General features: G+C 66.1%; 19 protein-coding genes. 6 read left to right on the top strand and 13 right to left on the bottom strand.

The window, feature by feature from the left end; genetic code table 11:
- Positions 1 to 21 precede the first annotated feature (21 nt).
- Positions 22 to 303: a PilZ domain-containing protein gene (locus KUH32_RS04555; RefSeq protein ID WP_217776872.1), complete on the bottom strand. Its 282-nt coding sequence runs from the start codon at positions 301 to 303 to the stop codon at positions 22 to 24.
- Between the two features lie 119 nt (positions 304 to 422).
- Positions 423 to 2,069 (bottom strand): electron transfer flavoprotein-ubiquinone oxidoreductase, encoded by a 1,647-nt coding sequence (locus tag KUH32_RS04560; protein ID WP_217776873.1) that lies wholly within the window; start codon positions 2,067 to 2,069, stop codon positions 423 to 425.
- A gap of 274 nt (positions 2,070 to 2,343) precedes the next feature.
- Here KUH32_RS04560 and greA point away from each other — a divergent pair, with 274 nt between their 5' ends.
- A complete protein-coding gene (greA, locus tag KUH32_RS04565) occupies positions 2,344 to 2,814 on the top strand; it encodes a transcription elongation factor GreA (protein WP_217776874.1) in 471 nt (156 codons plus the stop codon).
- Between the two features lie 8 nt (positions 2,815 to 2,822).
- Positions 2,823 to 3,836 carry a hypothetical protein gene (locus KUH32_RS04570; protein WP_217776875.1) on the top strand — a complete coding sequence of 338 codons (1,014 nt, stop codon included), beginning with the start codon at positions 2,823 to 2,825 and terminating at the stop codon, positions 3,834 to 3,836.
- Positions 3,837 to 3,912: 76 nt separating this feature from the next.
- Here KUH32_RS04570 and KUH32_RS04575 read toward each other — a convergent pair whose 3' ends face one another.
- From KUH32_RS04575 to KUH32_RS04595, 5 genes are read right to left on the bottom strand one after another with little or no spacing between them, the layout of a single operon-like run.
- On the bottom strand, positions 3,913 to 6,021 hold the full coding sequence (locus KUH32_RS04575) for a molybdenum cofactor synthesis domain-containing protein (protein WP_217776876.1): 2,109 nt from the start codon (positions 6,019 to 6,021) through the stop codon (positions 3,913 to 3,915).
- Positions 6,018 to 6,509: a molybdopterin-guanine dinucleotide biosynthesis protein B gene (gene mobB, locus KUH32_RS04580; protein WP_217776877.1), complete on the bottom strand. Its 492-nt coding sequence runs from the start codon at positions 6,507 to 6,509 to the stop codon at positions 6,018 to 6,020. Before mobB ends, KUH32_RS04575 begins: the two co-directional genes overlap by 4 nt.
- Positions 6,506 to 7,135 carry a molybdenum cofactor guanylyltransferase MobA gene (gene mobA / locus KUH32_RS04585; RefSeq protein WP_217776878.1) on the bottom strand — a complete coding sequence of 210 codons (630 nt, stop codon included), beginning with the start codon at positions 7,133 to 7,135 and terminating at the stop codon, positions 6,506 to 6,508. Before mobA ends, mobB begins: the two co-directional genes overlap by 4 nt.
- Entirely contained in the window at positions 7,132 to 7,548 is a 417-nt protein-coding gene (locus KUH32_RS04590; RefSeq protein WP_217776879.1) for a cytidine/deoxycytidylate deaminase family protein, read from the bottom strand. Before KUH32_RS04590 ends, mobA begins: the two co-directional genes overlap by 4 nt.
- On the bottom strand, positions 7,545 to 8,420 hold the full coding sequence (locus KUH32_RS04595; protein WP_217776880.1) for a formate dehydrogenase accessory sulfurtransferase FdhD: 876 nt from the start codon (positions 8,418 to 8,420) through the stop codon (positions 7,545 to 7,547). The genes KUH32_RS04590 and KUH32_RS04595 overlap by 4 nt, the downstream gene beginning before the upstream one ends.
- Positions 8,421 to 8,469: 49 nt before the next feature.
- Between KUH32_RS04595 and KUH32_RS04600 the strand changes: the two genes are divergently transcribed.
- Together KUH32_RS04600 and KUH32_RS04605 are read left to right on the top strand one after the other, a co-directional pair.
- On the top strand, positions 8,470 to 9,171 hold the full coding sequence (locus tag KUH32_RS04600) for an AzlC family ABC transporter permease (RefSeq protein WP_217776881.1): 702 nt from the start codon (positions 8,470 to 8,472) through the stop codon (positions 9,169 to 9,171).
- Positions 9,168 to 9,494, top strand: coding sequence for an AzlD domain-containing protein (locus KUH32_RS04605; RefSeq protein WP_217776882.1), 327 nt, complete (start codon positions 9,168 to 9,170; stop codon positions 9,492 to 9,494). Before KUH32_RS04600 ends, KUH32_RS04605 begins: the two co-directional genes overlap by 4 nt.
- Here the strand turns inward: KUH32_RS04605 and KUH32_RS04610 are convergent.
- The 4 genes from KUH32_RS04610 to KUH32_RS04625 all read right to left on the bottom strand — a co-directional run bounded on the left by KUH32_RS04610 (position 9,479) and on the right by KUH32_RS04625 (position 11,327).
- The gene (locus KUH32_RS04610) at positions 9,479 to 10,138 is read right to left on the bottom strand and encodes a hypothetical protein (RefSeq protein WP_348541084.1); all 660 of its coding nucleotides are present in this window, start codon (positions 10,136 to 10,138) and stop codon (positions 9,479 to 9,481) included. The genes KUH32_RS04605 and KUH32_RS04610 overlap by 16 nt on opposite strands.
- A gap of 13 nt (positions 10,139 to 10,151) precedes the next feature.
- Positions 10,152 to 10,286: an aa3-type cytochrome c oxidase subunit IV gene (locus KUH32_RS04615; protein WP_217776883.1), complete on the bottom strand. Its 135-nt coding sequence runs from the start codon at positions 10,284 to 10,286 to the stop codon at positions 10,152 to 10,154.
- A gap of 117 nt (positions 10,287 to 10,403) precedes the next feature.
- Positions 10,404 to 10,856 (bottom strand): DUF6173 family protein, encoded by a 453-nt coding sequence (locus tag KUH32_RS04620; protein ID WP_217776884.1) that lies wholly within the window; start codon positions 10,854 to 10,856, stop codon positions 10,404 to 10,406.
- 9 nt (positions 10,857 to 10,865) lie between these two features.
- Positions 10,866 to 11,327 carry an Lrp/AsnC family transcriptional regulator gene (locus tag KUH32_RS04625; RefSeq protein WP_217778295.1) on the bottom strand — a complete coding sequence of 154 codons (462 nt, stop codon included), beginning with the start codon at positions 11,325 to 11,327 and terminating at the stop codon, positions 10,866 to 10,868.
- Positions 11,328 to 11,429: 102 nt separating this feature from the next.
- Between KUH32_RS04625 and KUH32_RS04630 the strand changes: the two genes are divergently transcribed.
- Together KUH32_RS04630 and KUH32_RS04635 are read left to right on the top strand one after the other, a co-directional pair.
- Entirely contained in the window at positions 11,430 to 11,654 is a 225-nt protein-coding gene (locus KUH32_RS04630; RefSeq protein ID WP_254898982.1) for a DUF6356 family protein, read from the top strand.
- 3 nt (positions 11,655 to 11,657) lie between these two features.
- Positions 11,658 to 12,431: a class II glutamine amidotransferase gene (locus tag KUH32_RS04635; RefSeq protein ID WP_217776886.1), complete on the top strand. Its 774-nt coding sequence runs from the start codon at positions 11,658 to 11,660 to the stop codon at positions 12,429 to 12,431.
- On the opposite strand, the gene KUH32_RS04640 is transcribed toward KUH32_RS04635, so the two are convergent.
- The gene (locus KUH32_RS04640; RefSeq protein WP_217776887.1) at positions 12,419 to 13,459 is read right to left on the bottom strand and encodes an MBL fold metallo-hydrolase; all 1,041 of its coding nucleotides are present in this window, start codon (positions 13,457 to 13,459) and stop codon (positions 12,419 to 12,421) included. The two genes, KUH32_RS04635 and KUH32_RS04640, sit on opposite strands and share 13 nt — an antisense overlap.
- Positions 13,459 to 15,165: an acyl-CoA dehydrogenase gene (locus tag KUH32_RS04645; protein ID WP_217776888.1), complete on the bottom strand. Its 1,707-nt coding sequence runs from the start codon at positions 15,163 to 15,165 to the stop codon at positions 13,459 to 13,461. The genes KUH32_RS04640 and KUH32_RS04645 overlap by 1 nt, the downstream gene beginning before the upstream one ends.
- Positions 15,166 to 15,186 lie beyond the last annotated feature (21 nt).

Below are 15,186 nucleotides of genomic sequence, written 5' to 3' on the forward strand. Positions count from 1 at the left end.
GCGGCAGAAAAGCGCGATCCGCTAGGCTTCTTGTACGGTTTCGCGCAGCTTGGCCAAGGTGCGATTCGACAATGGTCGGTCGAATTGCATGCCGCCGATATCCGCCTCTTGCCAGACGACCCGCGCGCTGATGTCTTGGTCATCCAACCGAAAGCGAACGCGGTCCATCGGGTTGCGCGCCAGAACGCCGCGAAACCGCAGACCGTTGGCGCTGAGATTCACGACCGTGACCCGCCTCGGCCCAAAGACGGATCGGACATTCAACGCGAAACGGCTGGACCAACGCGGTGCTCTGATCTGCACGAAGATGACCCCTTGCCGGATATCGTCGAACGGCAGGGTGCAGCAGAGGCGTTAAGATAGATCGAAAACCGGGCAAGGCGTCGGCCAAGCCATGCCCGGGAAAACAGCGTTTGACTGCATCACATGTTGGGATAGTTCGGCCCGTCGCCACCCTGCGGAACCGTCCAGTTGATGTTCTGGCTTGGGTCCTTGATATCGCAGGTCTTGCAATGCACGCAGTTCTGGAAGTTGATGACGAAGCGCGGGTCCTTGCCGTCTTCGCGGACCACCTCATAGACGCCGGCCGGGCAATAGCGTTGCGCGGGCTCGGCGTATTTCGGCAGGTTCACCTGGATCGGCACCGAGGGGTCTTTCAACTGCAGATGCGCAGGCTGGCTTTCCTCGTGGTTGGTGAAGCTGAAGCTGACATTGGTCAGCCGGTCGAAACTCAGCTTGCCGTCCGGTTTGGGATAGTCGATTTCCTTGAATTTCTTGGCATCGCCTGTTGCGGCGGCATCGGTCTTGCCATGGCCGATGGTGCCGAGCAGCGAGAAGCCGAGGGTGTTGGTCCACATGTCCAGCCCGCCCAGCGTCAGAGATGCTGTCAGGCCGTATTTCGACCACAACGGCTTGACGTTGCGCACTTTCTTGAGGTCGTGGCCGATGGCACCGCCGCGCACTTCGGATTCGTAGGCCGCCAGTTCGTCGCCTTCGCGGCCGGCCTTGATGGCGGCGTGGGCGGCCTCGGCCGCGGCCTTGCCCGAAAGCATCGCGTTGTGGTTACCCTTGATGCGCGGCACGTTGACCATGCCGACCGAACATCCCAGCAGCGCCACACCCGGCGCGACCATCTTGGGCATCGACTGGTAGCCGCCTTCGCTGATCGCCCGCGCGCCATAGGCCACGCGCTTACCGCCTTCGAGCAGCTTTGCGACCATCGGGTGGTGCTTGAAGCGCTGGAATTCCATGTAGGGATAGAGGTGCGGGTTCTCGTAGTTCAGGTGCACCACGAAGCCGACATAGACCTGGTTGTTTTCCAGATGATAAATGAACGATCCCCCGCCGGCATTGCCACCCAGCGGCCAGCCCATCGTGTGAGTGACCGAACCCTGCTTGTGCTTGGCCGGATCGATCTCCCAGATTTCCTTCATGCCCAGGCCGAATTTCTGTGGTTCCTTGCCCTTCGACAGGTCGTATTTCTCGATCACTTGCTTGGCCAGCGACCCGCGCACGCCTTCGGACAGGAAGACATACTTGCCGTGCAACTCCATTCCCGGTTCGTATCCGTCGCCCGGCGTGCCATCGGGGTTCTTGCCGAATTCGCCCGCGACCACGCCCTTGACGCGATCGCCGTCATAAACCAGCTCGGAACAGGCCATGCCGGGGAAGATCTCGACCCCCAGCCCCTCGGCCTGTTCGGCCATCCAGCGACAGACATTGCCCATCGACACGATGTAGTTGCCGTGGTTGTTCATCAGCGGCGGCATCGGCCAGTTGGGGATGCGCAATTGCCCGGCTTCACCCAGCATGTAGAAATTGTCTTCCGTCACCGGGGTGTTCAGCGGTGCGCCCTTGGCCTTCCAGTCGGGGATCAGCGCGTCAAGGCCGCAAGGGTCCAGAACCGCGCCCGACAGGATATGCGCACCCACTTCCGAGCCCTTTTCCAGAACAACCACCGACATGTCGGCATCGAGCTGTTTCAGACGGATCGCCGCCGACAGGCCCGCCGGGCCCGCTCCCACGATCACGACGTCGTATTCCATGGATTCGCGCTGCGCGTCGCTCATCTTGCACCCCTCCCGGGTTGGCATGTCCCTTTGTCGACCTTGCCTAGCGCGGCAGCGCAGCAAGGGTCAATTGCGACACGGCGTTACAAAGCGCGAACGCGGCGTTTTCGAACCGCCGCGCCATCCGGAAAGGTCGTGGAATCAGCCCCGATCCGCCCTTTCGCTGGACATTTTCACCGACCTGTTGCATTGCGCCCCGGCTTGCGCACATTGTGACCCGAGCACGCTGCACAGACGGCCCGGGCGACACCGGACAAGAAACGGAACCGAGTTCATGGAAAAGATCCCGATGACCCGCGCGGGCCACGCCGCGCTCGAGGGCGAATTGAAGGTGCTGAAAAGCGAAGAACGGCCGGCCATCATCAAGGCGATCGCCGAAGCCCGCGAACACGGCGATCTGTCCGAGAACGCGGAATATCATTCGGCGCGCGAAAAGCAGAGCTTCATCGAGGGCCGGATCAAGGAAATCGAAGGCATCCTGGGCCTGGCCGAGGTCATCGATCCGGCAAACCTGTCCGGTGCGGTCAAGTTCGGCGCCACGGTGACGCTGGTCGACGAGGATACCGACGAGGAAAAGACCTGGCAGATCGTCGGCGAACACGAGGCCAACATCGAAAAGGGTCTGCTGAACATCAAATCGCCCATTGCGCGCGCGCTGATCGGCAAGGACGAAGGCGACAGCGTCGAAGTGCGCACCCCGGGTGGCGAGAAAAGCTACGAGATCCTCAAGATCGCCTATAGATGAGCGCGGCCATGGCCACCGAACCCGATCCGTCCCGCACCCGCAAGAGCCCGGTCAGCCTGCTGCCCGAACCGGCGGACGGCTTTGGCGCGGTCGAGGTGGCCGCGTTGGTCGCGACCGTCTTCTGGCTGCTGCTGAGCGGCATCTATTTCCTCACCGGACGGCCGAGCGACCAGGCCGGTTTGGGCTTTCTGATGGCGGCGATGGTGATCGTTCTGCCGATCGCGATGATCTGGGTGGCCGCGCTGACGGCCCGGTCGACGCGGGTGCTGCGGGCAGAGTCGGCGCGGCTCCAGGCCGCCATCGACGCGATCCGCGCGGCCTATGTGGCGCAGATGAAGACCCAACAGGGCGCGGGCGAGGCGCCACATCCCGCACTGACCAAAAGACTGGATGAAATCGCCGCCACGCAAAAGGCTCTGGAAAGCGGCCTGACACGGCTGACGACCGCGCGGGTGACCGAAACCGCCCTTGCGCAATCCGCTGCGACCGCGATCGAAGGCGAAGACCAGCCCGCGCTGTCCCTGGGCACCCCGGCCGAAGCGCTCGAGCCGCCCTTGTCCAACAGCGATTTCATCCGCGCGCTGAATTTTCCCGAAACCGCCGATGACAAGCCCGGTTTCGCGGCGTTGCGGCGGGCGCTCAAGGACCGGACGGTCAAGCAACTGGTGCAGGCCAGCCAGGACGTGCTGACCCTGCTCAGCCAGGAAGGCATATACATGGACGACCTGCGCCCCGACCTGTCCCGGCCCGAGATCTGGCGCGCCTTCGCCGAGGGCAAGCGTGGCCGGGCCATCGCGTCTTTGGGCGGCGTGCGCGACCGCTCTTCGCTGGCGCTGACCGCGGGCCGGATGAAACAGGATCCGATCTTTCGCGACGCGGCGCATCATTTCCTGAGGCTCTTCGACCGGACCTTCGCCGGTTTCGCCAGCCGCGCCAGCGATTCCGAGATCACCGAATTCGCGGGCACCCGCACCGCGCGCGCCTTCATGTTGCTGGGCCGCGTCGCGGGCACGTTCGACTAGGCCGGGCCGCGGCGACGCGTCGCCAAAAGCACCAGAAAACTGCACGCGCGACCCGCGCGTTCCGCTTGACCGCCGGCTAAAGGCCGAACGATCCGTATGGAAAGTATCGCACCGGATCGCCCGGGCGGACATGCGCCGCGCCGTCTGGCAGTTCCACCAGCCCTTCGGCCCAGCTCAGCCCAGACACCCGGCCCGACCCTTCGGAGCGGAACACTTCCGCCCGGCCGTCACGGATGCGGGCGCGCAGGTATTCCCGCCGTCCCGGTTTCTTGCGTTTCTCGAACGCCGCAGGCACGTCGAACCCCTGAGGATCGCGCCAGCCTTCGCCCGCCAGCAGCCCCATTGCAGGCCGCGCGAAGACCAGCGTGCAAACGAAAGCCGCCACCGGGTTGCCGGGCAGGCCGAAAACCGGTGCGCCCCGCCACATCCCCAGGGCCAGCGGGCGGCCGGGTTTCAGCGCGATCCGCCATTCCTGCATCGCACCCGCGTCGCGCAACAGGGCCGAGACGTGATCTTCGTCCCCCGCCGACGCGCCGCCCGAGGTCAGGATCACGTGCGCCTGGTCCGCCGCTGCATCCAGCGTTCCGCGCAAGGCGTCGCGGTGATCCGGTACCCGGCCCATATCCACCGGTTCGAACCCGAACCGGTCCACCATCGCCAGCAGCATCGGCCGGTTGGCGTCGAAGATCTGCCCCGGTGCGGCATCGGCCCCGGGTTCGACCACCTCGTCGCCGGTGGACAGTACCGCGACGCGCAGACGTTCCCAAACGCGCAGATGTCCATGCCCCACTGCCGCGGCCAGCGCCAGTTCCGGTCCGCCCAGCCGCGTGCCCTCCGTCAGCGCCACGGCCCCTGCGGCGACATCTTCGCCGGCCTTGCGGGTGTTGGCACCGGTCTTCAGCGGACCGTTGAAGGCGATCACCCCGTCGCCGACGGTCGTGTCCTCGTCCAGCACCACCGTGTCGACGCCCGCGGGCAAGGCCGCACCCGTCAGAACCCGGATGGCGTGTCCCTTGGGCACCCGGCCTTCAAAGGGCACCCCGGCTGCCGCCCGACCCGGATTCAGCGGCAGCGTCTGCGGTCCGGGGCCGACGACAGATCCGGCAAAGCCATAGCCATCCACCGCGGTATTCGCTTCCGGCGGGTTCGCGCGCAGCGCAACGAGGTCGGTGGCCAGAACCCGCCCGGATGCCTGCGCCAGAGGCAGGTCTTCTGCACCGACCACCGGGCGCAACCGGTCGCGCAAGAGCGACAGCGCCTCGTCCACAGGCGTCCAGTCGACACCGGGCGGCAGGGCAAAGCAATCGTTGGACAGCGGCGGCGCGGAAATCCCGGACGCCGCGGCGCGCAACGCGTCTTCCCGACCGGCACCAAGGATCCAGCCCTCGACGGGGTCGCCGGTGCGCAGCATGACGTCCAGCGTCGCGGGCGAAAGGCGTGACAGCGCCTGGGCCAGAACCCGCACCTGCGCACGGTCCGGGATCTCGCCGGGTTCGCGCCGGGCCGCGACGATGTCGGCGATCAGCGACGGGAACAGTTCGACCAGCACGATGGGCGTATCCGGCGCCTCGAACGGCGCAACGGTCAATCGACCGGCGAACCGGTCGCGCAGCGCCTGCAGGCGCGGCAGACCCAGCAGCGCCTGCGAGCCGACGGAACCCGTCGTGAATAGTTTCCAGCAAGGCTGGGCGCGCGTGACGCGCGCCTCGACCGCGCGCCGTTCCGGCAGGCCATGCCCCGCCCGCGCCGTGCCCTTGTCCGGCAGCACCGCGTCGGCCTCTGCGGGCGGACAGCCCCAGAACGGACCGGTGCCGGGAAACAGACGGTTCAGGTCGCGCGCCACGATAAACCGGTTGTTGGCGTTGTCCGGGGCGTCCACGATGCGCGACGCCAGCCAAGTCCAAAGTGCCAGCGGGTCATCCGTGCCGGTCACGGCGCGCGCAAACCCCTTGGGATAGGCGAAGGGAAAGTCGAACCCCGCCACCACCCGGCGGCCCTGCCCCAGTTCGGTTTCGAACAGGGCCGCCAGCGCGTCGATCGCTTCGGCGCGGGTGCGGTGATAGTGGCATGAAACGTCGCCCTGTCGGGCCACACCGATCCAGATCGCATCCTTGGTGGGCTTTGCCGGGGACGGCGCCGACCGCGCCGACCAGTCGACCACGACAAACGTGTCGAACCCGGTCATAGCCCGACCTCGGCCAGTACGAAATCGGCGATCGCGACAGTGTCATCCAGGTCGAGAACCGGACGATCCAGTTCCAGCGGCACGTCCGAGGCCACGGCGCGGATCGTCGGGTCTCCGGGTGCGATCAAGCTGTGCCCGGCCTCGGCGCGAAAGGCCTCGATCTTGGGATGCGGCGCGCCCTTGAACCCTTCGATCAGCACCAGATCGGCCGGGGCAAGCCGGGCCAGCAGGTCCGGCAGCTGCGGCTCGTCGGCGCCGCGCAACTCGGTCATCAGGGCCACCCGTTTCGGTGACGACACCAGCACTTCGGAGGCGCCGGCCGCACGATGGCGGAAACTGTCGGTGCCGGGCACATCCACGTCGAACCCGTGATGGGCATGTTTCACGGTGCTGACGGTATAGCCGCGCGCCGTGATCTCGGTCACCAGCCGTTCCATCAGCCCGGTCTTGCCGGCGTTCTTCCAGCCGGTGACGCCGAAAACCTTCACACCATCGCCTCCGCCTCGGCCAGGTCTTGGGGCGTATTGACGTTGAAGAACGGATCACCCGCGTCGGTCGGAAACACCTGCTCGCGCCCGTCATGGCGGTCGGTCCAGATCACCACCTTGCGCAACCCGTCCAGCAAAGCGGCGCGCAGGTCGTCGCGCAACGCCACCGGCCAAAGCCCGAAGGTCGGGTGCCGGATCAGCCCGCCGCGGGTCTTGCTTTTGGTCTGCGCATCGCCCCGCGTGGCGGCCAGAACCAGCGGATGTGCCTGGCCTTCGGAGGCCAGCAGCAGGCGTGGCACCAGATCGCAGGGAAAGAACGGTGTATCGGCGGCGACGGTCACGACCGCATCGGCGCCCTGCCCGGCCGCCCAGTCGAGCCCGGCCAGAACTCCGGCCAAGGGGCCGGGAAACCCGTCGATGCTGTCCGGCAACACCGGCAGGCCAAAGTCATCGAACCGTGCGGGATCGCCGTTGGCGTTCAGCGCCAGGCCACCCACCTGCGGCGCCAGGCGGTCGATCACATGCGCCAGCAGCGGCCGGCCGCCAAGCGGCAGCAGCGCCTTGTCGCCGCCGCCCATCCGGGTCGCCAGCCCACCGGCCAGGATCACGCCCAGCGGTTGCTTCACGGCTTTCTCCGGTCGTGCTTGTAGGCGGCGGGCATCAGCCCGCGCAACGGCATGACCGCGAAGTCGGGATCGGCAGGCACCGCGACCAGCGCGTGCGGCGCGTAGTCCAACATCAGTTCGCGGCACGGACCGCAGGGCGGGATGACCTCGCCGCGCCGGTTGACGGCCGCGCAGAAGACGACGGCATCATCGGGGTTGGCCGACAGCGCCATGCCAAGCGCGACCGGTTCGGCGCAGACGCTGGCGCGCGGCAATGTGCTGTCCAAGTTCAACGCCACAAAGCGCGCACCCGACGCCGTCAGCACCACCGAGGCCACGGTGTGCCAGTCGCCGCGCTGGCGGTCGGCGATGAAGGCGCGGGCGGCGGCGACGGCCTCCTGATGCGCGGGGTCGAGACGTTGCGGTGCGGTCATCCTGCGCTTTTCCTGCGATGCTTGCGGTCTTCGTCCGGCACGCTGTCGGGGTCGATGTCGCGCACCAGCCGCTCTTCGCCCGCCAGGCAGATGAACCGCTTGCCGCGCATCCGGCCCACCAGCGTCAGCCCGACCTGTCGGGCGATTTCCACGCCCCAGGCCGTGAAACCCGAGCGCGAGGCCAGAACCGGGATGCCCATCAGCGCCGTCTTGATGACCATCTCGGATGTCAGCCGCCCGGTGGTGTAGAGGATCTTGTCACCCGCCGGCACGTCGTGGCGGAACATCCAACCGGCGATCTTGTCGACGGCGTTGTGGCGCCCGACATCCTCCATGTAGACCAGCGGGCGATCGGCCTGGCACAGGACAGTGCCATGGATCGCGCCCGCTTCCAGATAAAGCGACGGGGTGGTGTTGATGCGTGCCGCCAGCGCATACAGCCATGACGTGCGCAATTCGGCCGCGGGCAGTGTCTTGCCCTCCAACCCTTCCATCATGTCGCCGAACACCGTGCCAACCGCGCAGCCGCTGGTGCGGGTCTTCTTCTTGACCTTCTCCTCGTAGGTGGTGCGCGACGCTGTGCGCACCACGACGGTTTCCAGTTCCTCGTCGTAATCGACGCCGGTCACCGTTTCGCCATCCTTCAGCATGCCCTGGTTCCGCAGGAACCCGATCGCGAGATAGTCGGGATAATCCCCGATGGTCATCGCGGTGACGATTTCCTGGCTGTTGAGAAAGATCGTCAGGGGCCGCTCCTCGACCACCGAAATCACCGTTTCGGCGCCGGTCTGGTCGGTGCCTGTCACGGCCCGTGTCAGGCGCGGCGCCTGCGGGTCGGGGGCGATGAGATAAGGCATATCGGGCGATTGCATCCGGGGGCTGGCTTGGCTAGGGCAGGAACGAACGAGGCAGGACCAAGTGATGGCGGGCAACGGGGCAAAGTCAAGCTACTGGCGGGGTGTGCGGGATGGAATGCCGTTCATCCTGGTGCTGATCCCGTTCGCAACGCTGTTTGGCGTTGCAGCGACCGAGGCGGGGCTGAACATCGTCGAAACGCTGGCCTTTTCGGTTGTGGTCGTCGCGGGTGCGGCGCAATTCACCGCGCTGCAATTGATGACCGAACAGGCGCCGACACTGGTGGTGCTGGCCTCGGCGCTGGCGGTGAACATGCGCATGGCGATGTATTCGGCCTCGATCACCCCGCATCTGGGCGGCCTGCCGCTGTGGAAGCGCGCGGCGACGGCCTATTGCCTGGTCGACCAGAGCTATGCCTCGGCTGTGCTGGATTACGAGCAACGCCCCGACCAGACACCCGATCAGAAATTCGCCTATTTCTTCGGGGTCTGCACGCCGATCATTCCGCTGTGGAGCGTGTTCACGCTGATCGGCGCGTTGGTGGGCGAAGCGATCCCGCCGGAACTGGGCCTGGATTTCGCCCTGCCCATCGCCTTTGTGGCGATGATCGCGCCGGCGCTGCGGACCCGCGCACATGTCGCCGCGGCCTTTGCCGCCGTGGTCGGCGCGCTGGCTTTCGCCTGGTTGCCCTGGAACCTGGGCCTGATCGTCGGCGGTTTGGCGGGCATGGCTGCGGGTGCCGAGATCGAGCGGAGGATGGGCGCATGATCGACCGCGCGGAATTGTGGCTGGTGATCGTCGTGCTCGGGCTGGGGTCGTTCGGCCTGCGCTTTGCCTTCCTGGGGTTGGTCGGCGACCGGCCGATGCCGCCCTGGCTGCTGCGGCACCTGCGCTATACTGCCGTCGCCGTGCTGCCCGCGCTGGTGGCACCGCTGATCGTCTGGCCCAAGGCCACCGGCGGAGACCCCGACCCGCTGCGCCTGGCTGCGGCCGCACTGACGCTGGCGGTCGGCTATACCAGCAAGAACGTCATCCTCGCCATGCTGGCCGGGGCCACGGTGATGGTGGCCGGCGCCTATTGGTCGTTCTGACTGCTTCGGCTGATTTCGCGGCTGATCCCGTTGCGGGCTTCGAACTCGGCGATGGCCAGCTCCTTGTCGTCACCGTCGTTCTCGTACAGCCGCCGTTCCGTGACGCCCGGAATCTGCGCGACCTGGTCGGCCAGGTTGTTCGGGAACAAGGTCGAGCGGACGGACGAGAATTCGGGCACCTGCGACAGGATGCGCGACGTGGCGGTGGTGCACTGTGCCGCGGGGACGATCCCGTTGGCCTGCACCAGGCGCAAGGCACGCTCGGCGCTTTGCGGTGATACCGGCAGGCGCTGGATGCGCACGTGATAGGTCGACCGGGCGTGGGCGCGTTCGTAGAAATCCAGAACCGACGGGGTGATGCCATACAGCACGTCGCCGATTTCCGGCATGACGCTCAGTTGAACGGACCCCGCGGGGTCGAAGATCACCCGCTGCGACGGCGCGTTGATCATGATCGAGGTATGCGCTCCGGAACCCGACCGGTTGTTGATCATCGTATAAAGCACGATCTCGGGCGGGCCATCATGCCGATACGCCGCGCGCGCGGCTTCTTCGGGAGAGGATTCCTTGGTCCCCATCGGCTGACCGCAGGCACCAAGGATCAACAGGCCCAAAAGGGCCAGAACACCGAAACGCTTTTTCACCAGTTCAGCCGATTCACGAATTGAAGACGGCGAGGAAGACCACGATCGCCAGGATCACGATCACCGTGCGGATAGTGAAGGTGATGAACCCGTTAAAGGTCTTTTCCTGGGTGGTGATGTCCATGCTGCCGTGCTTGTGCTCTGCCATGGGTCTTTCCTCGAATTTGCGTGTTCCCGATGCGGGATTAGCCTATTCGGCCAGCGCTGTCACGCGCAGGCGCGCGAGCAATTGTCGCGCCCCGCGGTCCCGCGCTCGGAACCACGCTCAGAGTTGCTCCAGCTCGCGGGCCAGACGGAACCCGATCCGGCGCGGTTCGGTCTGTTCGACCTCTTTGGGAAGCGCGCGCAGCATCACGTTCAACTGGCTGACATGCTGGATCAGCTGGGTTCGGGCCCCGGACGGGTCCGAGCCGTAAAAGGTCACGATATCGGGGTCGAAATATCCCATCCCCTCGATGCGCAGGATCCCGGTGTTGCTTCCGGTAAAGCCCATCGCCACCTCGTGTTCGTTGTCCAGTTGCTGTTCGAAATTCTGGATATAAAGGATGAGCCGCTCATAGGCCCATTCCGCCGGGCTCTTGGACTTGACCGGCTTGCGGGTGACGGCATCGGGCAGATCGGCCGGGCCGCAGGGATCGTCGGAGTCGGTATGCACATCGACCTTGCGCGGGATGGCGTCGGCTTCGGCGGCCTCGGCGGTGGTGGCGATTTCCTTCATGGGCGCTCCTCAGACCGGCAGGGCCGTGGTTTCCTTGATCTCTTCCATAACAAAACTGGCCGAGATATCCGACAGCGGCACACGGGCGATCAACTTTTTGTAGAACGCGTCATATCCCGCCACGTCGGCGACCCGGACCCGCAGAAGGTAATCCAGATCACCGGACATCCGGTAGGCGCTCAGCACTTCGGGCAGCGATTCGACAGCGCGGTGGAAGCGGTCCAGCCAATCGGCATCGTGGTTCGAAGTGCGCACCAGCACCACCACCTGCAATCCGCACCCCAGGGCGCGCGGATCGGCCAGCGCGACGCGTCCGCGCAGGATGCCGCGGTCTTCCATCTGCTTGATCCGCCGCCAGCACGCGTTGCGCGACAACGCCACCCGTTCTGACACCGCATCTACGCTGAGCGAAGCGTCCTGTTGCAACAGGCGCAGGATACGGCGGTCTGTTTCGTCGATATTCACACTCATCATGGGATTATTTCCCAAAAATTTCCGATTGGCCACCCGATTTTGAGACCCATTCCCCAATCGGTTTTGGCAAAAGATGCAGGCCAGATACAGGAGATGGACATGGACAACACCCGCCGCGCGCCGCTGCAGTCGCTGTTTTTCGATCACCCCGCTTCGGTGAACGAAACCTATTTCCAGCACATGGGCTTTGCCCTGCGCTTCGCCGGTCTGCTGGCGCTGGCCGCAGGGGCCGCACTGCTGCATGCCCTCGTGCCGGCACTGTGCGAACGGACCGCCAGCACGATCATCCGGTGCCTGCATGCCCGGATCGAGGCGCGGCGCTGACCCATGTGCCGCATCGCCGCTTATCACGGCCCTGCCATCCCGCTGGAAAACATCATCGTCCGGCCGCGCCACAGCCTGCTGAGCCAGAGCCAGCACGCGACCGAGGCCAAGCTGGCGGTAAACGGTGACGGGTTCGGTATCGCCTGGTATGCGCCGCACAGCGCCGAACCGGGGCTGTATCGCGACGTGCTGCCGGCCTGGAGCGACGGCAACCTGCCCAGTCTGTGCCGGATGATCACCGCGCCGCTGTTCCTGGCGCATGTGCGTGCTTCGACCATCGGCGAAACCAGTCGCGCGAATTGCCACCCGTTCACCTTCCAGGGCTGGAGCTTTTGCCACAACGGCCAGATCGCGGCCTTCCCGGCCTTGCGCCGGAGGATGGAGGCGGCGCTGCCCGATGCCCATTACGCCGCTCGCCGCGGCACCACCGATAGCGAAATGCTGTTCCTGACCCTGATGGCGCGCGGTTTCGCCGACGCCCCGGCGGCAACACTACGATCCGTCCTGACCGAATTCGCGCCCGAGTCCGATGCCGCGCCGAATCGCGTCACCTGCGTGATGTCGGATGGACAATCGCTGCTTGCCTTCCGCCATGCCAGCGACGGCAAGGCGCCGACGCTGTATCTGTCCGGCACGCTGGACAATGGCGGCCGGGCCTTTGCGTCCGAACCGCTGGACGGCGAGTCCAACCGCTGGACCGCAGTGCCGTTGGATACCCTGGTGGTGCTGCGTGATGGGCAGGTGGCGGAATACCCGCTTTTGGCTCAGGCCGCCTGAAAAACCCAGGCGCCGTCCTCGCGTCGTGTCCGCGTCGCCCGTCCCTCGTGCCACAGATGCAGGCAATGCGCCATGGATTCGACCAGCGCCAGCCCGTACTCGCCCGCCCCGATCCGGCGTTTGAACAGCGGTGCAAAGCATTCGCCGGCGCTGTGCGGCACGGCCAGATGCGCATGCAACCGGTCAAGCGCGCCGTGGTGGTTGTCGATCAGTTGCCGCATCCGCGCCGGCAGGCCCGTGAAGGGCAGCTTGTGGCCGCCCAGAACCAGATGCGCGTCGCGGGCAAAGGCCGAAAGCCGCTCGCAGGCCTCGAGCCATTCTCCCACCGGGTCGGCCTCGGGCTCTGTCGCGTAGACACCGATATTCGAACTGATCGACGGCAGGATCTGATCGCCCGCCAGCACCAGGTCGCAATCGCGGCTCCAGAAGGTGGCGTGTTCGGGCGCGTGGCCGTTGCCGATGCGGATGTCCCAACTGCGCCCACCCGCCCGCAGCGTGTCGCCCTCGCGGATACGGGTAAACCCGAGCGGTAGCGGCGCGGTGCAATCGGCGAAGTTGAAGGGACGTTCGGACAGGCGCTGCGCCAGCACCTCGGCCGCCATGCCGCAGCCGCGCCAGTAATCCACCGTCTCGGGCGACGGCACGTCCTGAACGTCCAGTTGCAGCATCCGGGCCATCAGCCAGGCTGTCCTGGTCGTCACCAGTTCGGCACCGTGGTCGCGCACGAACCAGCCCGCCAGACCGACATGATCGGGGTGATGGTGGGTGACGATCACGCGATTGATCGGACGCCGCCCCAACGGGCCGTCGATCAGACCCTGCCAGATCGCGCGGCTTTTGCTGGAGGCGAAACCGGTATCCACCACGGTCCAGCCATCGCCGTCATCCAGCGCGTAGACGTTGACGTGGTCCAGTTTCATCGGCAGCGGCAGGCGCATCCACAGGACGCCCTCGGCCACCTCGATGGCGGCGCCCGGCTCGGGCGGCGTGTCCCAGGGATAGCGGATCGTGCCGCCGGTCCCGTCCATCAGGCCGCCAGATCGTCGAGGCTCATGGCGTAAAGGCCGCCGGCGCCGGACATGGCATGGGCCAGAAGGCCGGTATGCTCGGGCAGCAGCCGTTCGATGTAGAATCGCGCCAGCACCTCGCGCGCGCTGCCGGGTTCGGCCATCGCGGCGCGCAGGTGGAAATGCCCGCCCAGAAGCCGCGCGAAGGCCCGCAGGTAGGGCACCGCCCCGGCCGAGCGTTCGTCCATGTCACCTTGGTCGAGCAGCCATTCGGTCGTCTCGCGCAAGGTCTCGGAAGCCTGCCAGACCGCTTCGGCCAGGTCGGGCACGGTGCCCTTGGCGGTTTCCGCAAAGGCTTCGATTTCGTCGAGCAGGCGGAAGGCCGCGTCGCCGCCATCGGCCAGCTTGCGGCCGATCAGGTCCATCGCCTGAATGCCGTTGGTGCCTTCGTAGATCGTCGTCACGCGGACATCGCGCAGGAATTGCGCTGCGCCGGTTTCCTCGACAAATCCCATGCCGCCATGCACCTGGATGCCCAGGTTCGCGACATCGACGCCGGTTTCGGTGCCGAAAGACTTGGCGATGGGGGTCAGGAAGGCGGCGCGCTTGGCCCAGTGATCTTCGCCGGTGGCGGTCTGCATGTCGATGGCAGTGGCGCAGGCCAGCGCGATCGACCGGGCGGCAAAGACATCGGCCTTCATCGTCATCAGCATGCGCCGCACATCGGCATGGGCGGCGATGGAATAGCCGTGCAGCGACGTGCCCTGCCGGCGTTCCAGCGCATGCGCCATGGCGTGCTGGAACGCCGCCTCGGCCACGCCGATGCCCTGGCCGCCGACGCCCAGCCGGGCATTGTTCATCATCGTGAACATCGCGCGCATGCCGTTGTTCTCTTCGCCCACCAGCCAGCCGGTCGCGCCCTCGTAAGACATCACGCAGGTCGGCGAGCCGTGCAGGCCCAGCTTGTGTTCCAGGCTGACCACCTTGAGGCTGTTGGCCATGCCGGGATTGCCATCGGCGTCGGGGATGCGCTTGGGCACCAGGAACAGGCTGATCCCCTTGGTCCCGGCCACAGCGCCGGGCAGGCGCGCCAACACCAGGTGGCAGACGTTTTCGGTGAAATCGTTGTCGCCCCAGGAAATGTAGATCTTCTGCCCGGTGATCGCGAATGTGCCGTCGCCATTCGGTTCGGCCTTCGAGGTCAGCGCGCCCACGTCCGATCCTGCCTGCGGTTCGGTCAGGTTCATCGTGCCCGACCATTCGCCGGAAATGAGCTTGGGCAGGTACAGCGCCTTGATCGCGTCGCTGGCATGGTGTTCCAGCGCTTCGATCTGCCCCTGGGTCATCAGCGGGTTCAGTTGCAGCGACAGGCAGGCGGCAGCCATCATCTCGTTGACGGCGGTGGTGACCGCCATCGGCAGGCCCATTCCGCCATGGTCGGGATCGGCGGCGATCGCAACCCAGCCGCCTTCGGCGATGGCCCTGTAGCCGTCGGCAAAGCCCGGCGAGGTTCGCACGATGCCGTTCTCAAGAGCCGCGGGATGCAGATCGCCGTTGCGCTGCAAAGGCGCCAGAACCTCTTCACACATCTTGCCGGCTTCGGTCAGGATCGCCTCGACGGTCTCGGGCGTGGCCTCGGCGAACCGGTCGGTCCGGGCGACCTGCGCGAAATCGACGACGTGGTCCAGGATCAGGCGGTAATCGGTCAGGGGGGCACGGTAGGGCATGGCGTCAGGGGTCCAATCGGC

This window comes from Thalassococcus arenae (assembly GCF_019104745.1).
GTDB lineage: Bacteria > Pseudomonadota > Alphaproteobacteria > Rhodobacterales > Rhodobacteraceae > Thalassococcus_B > Thalassococcus_B arenae.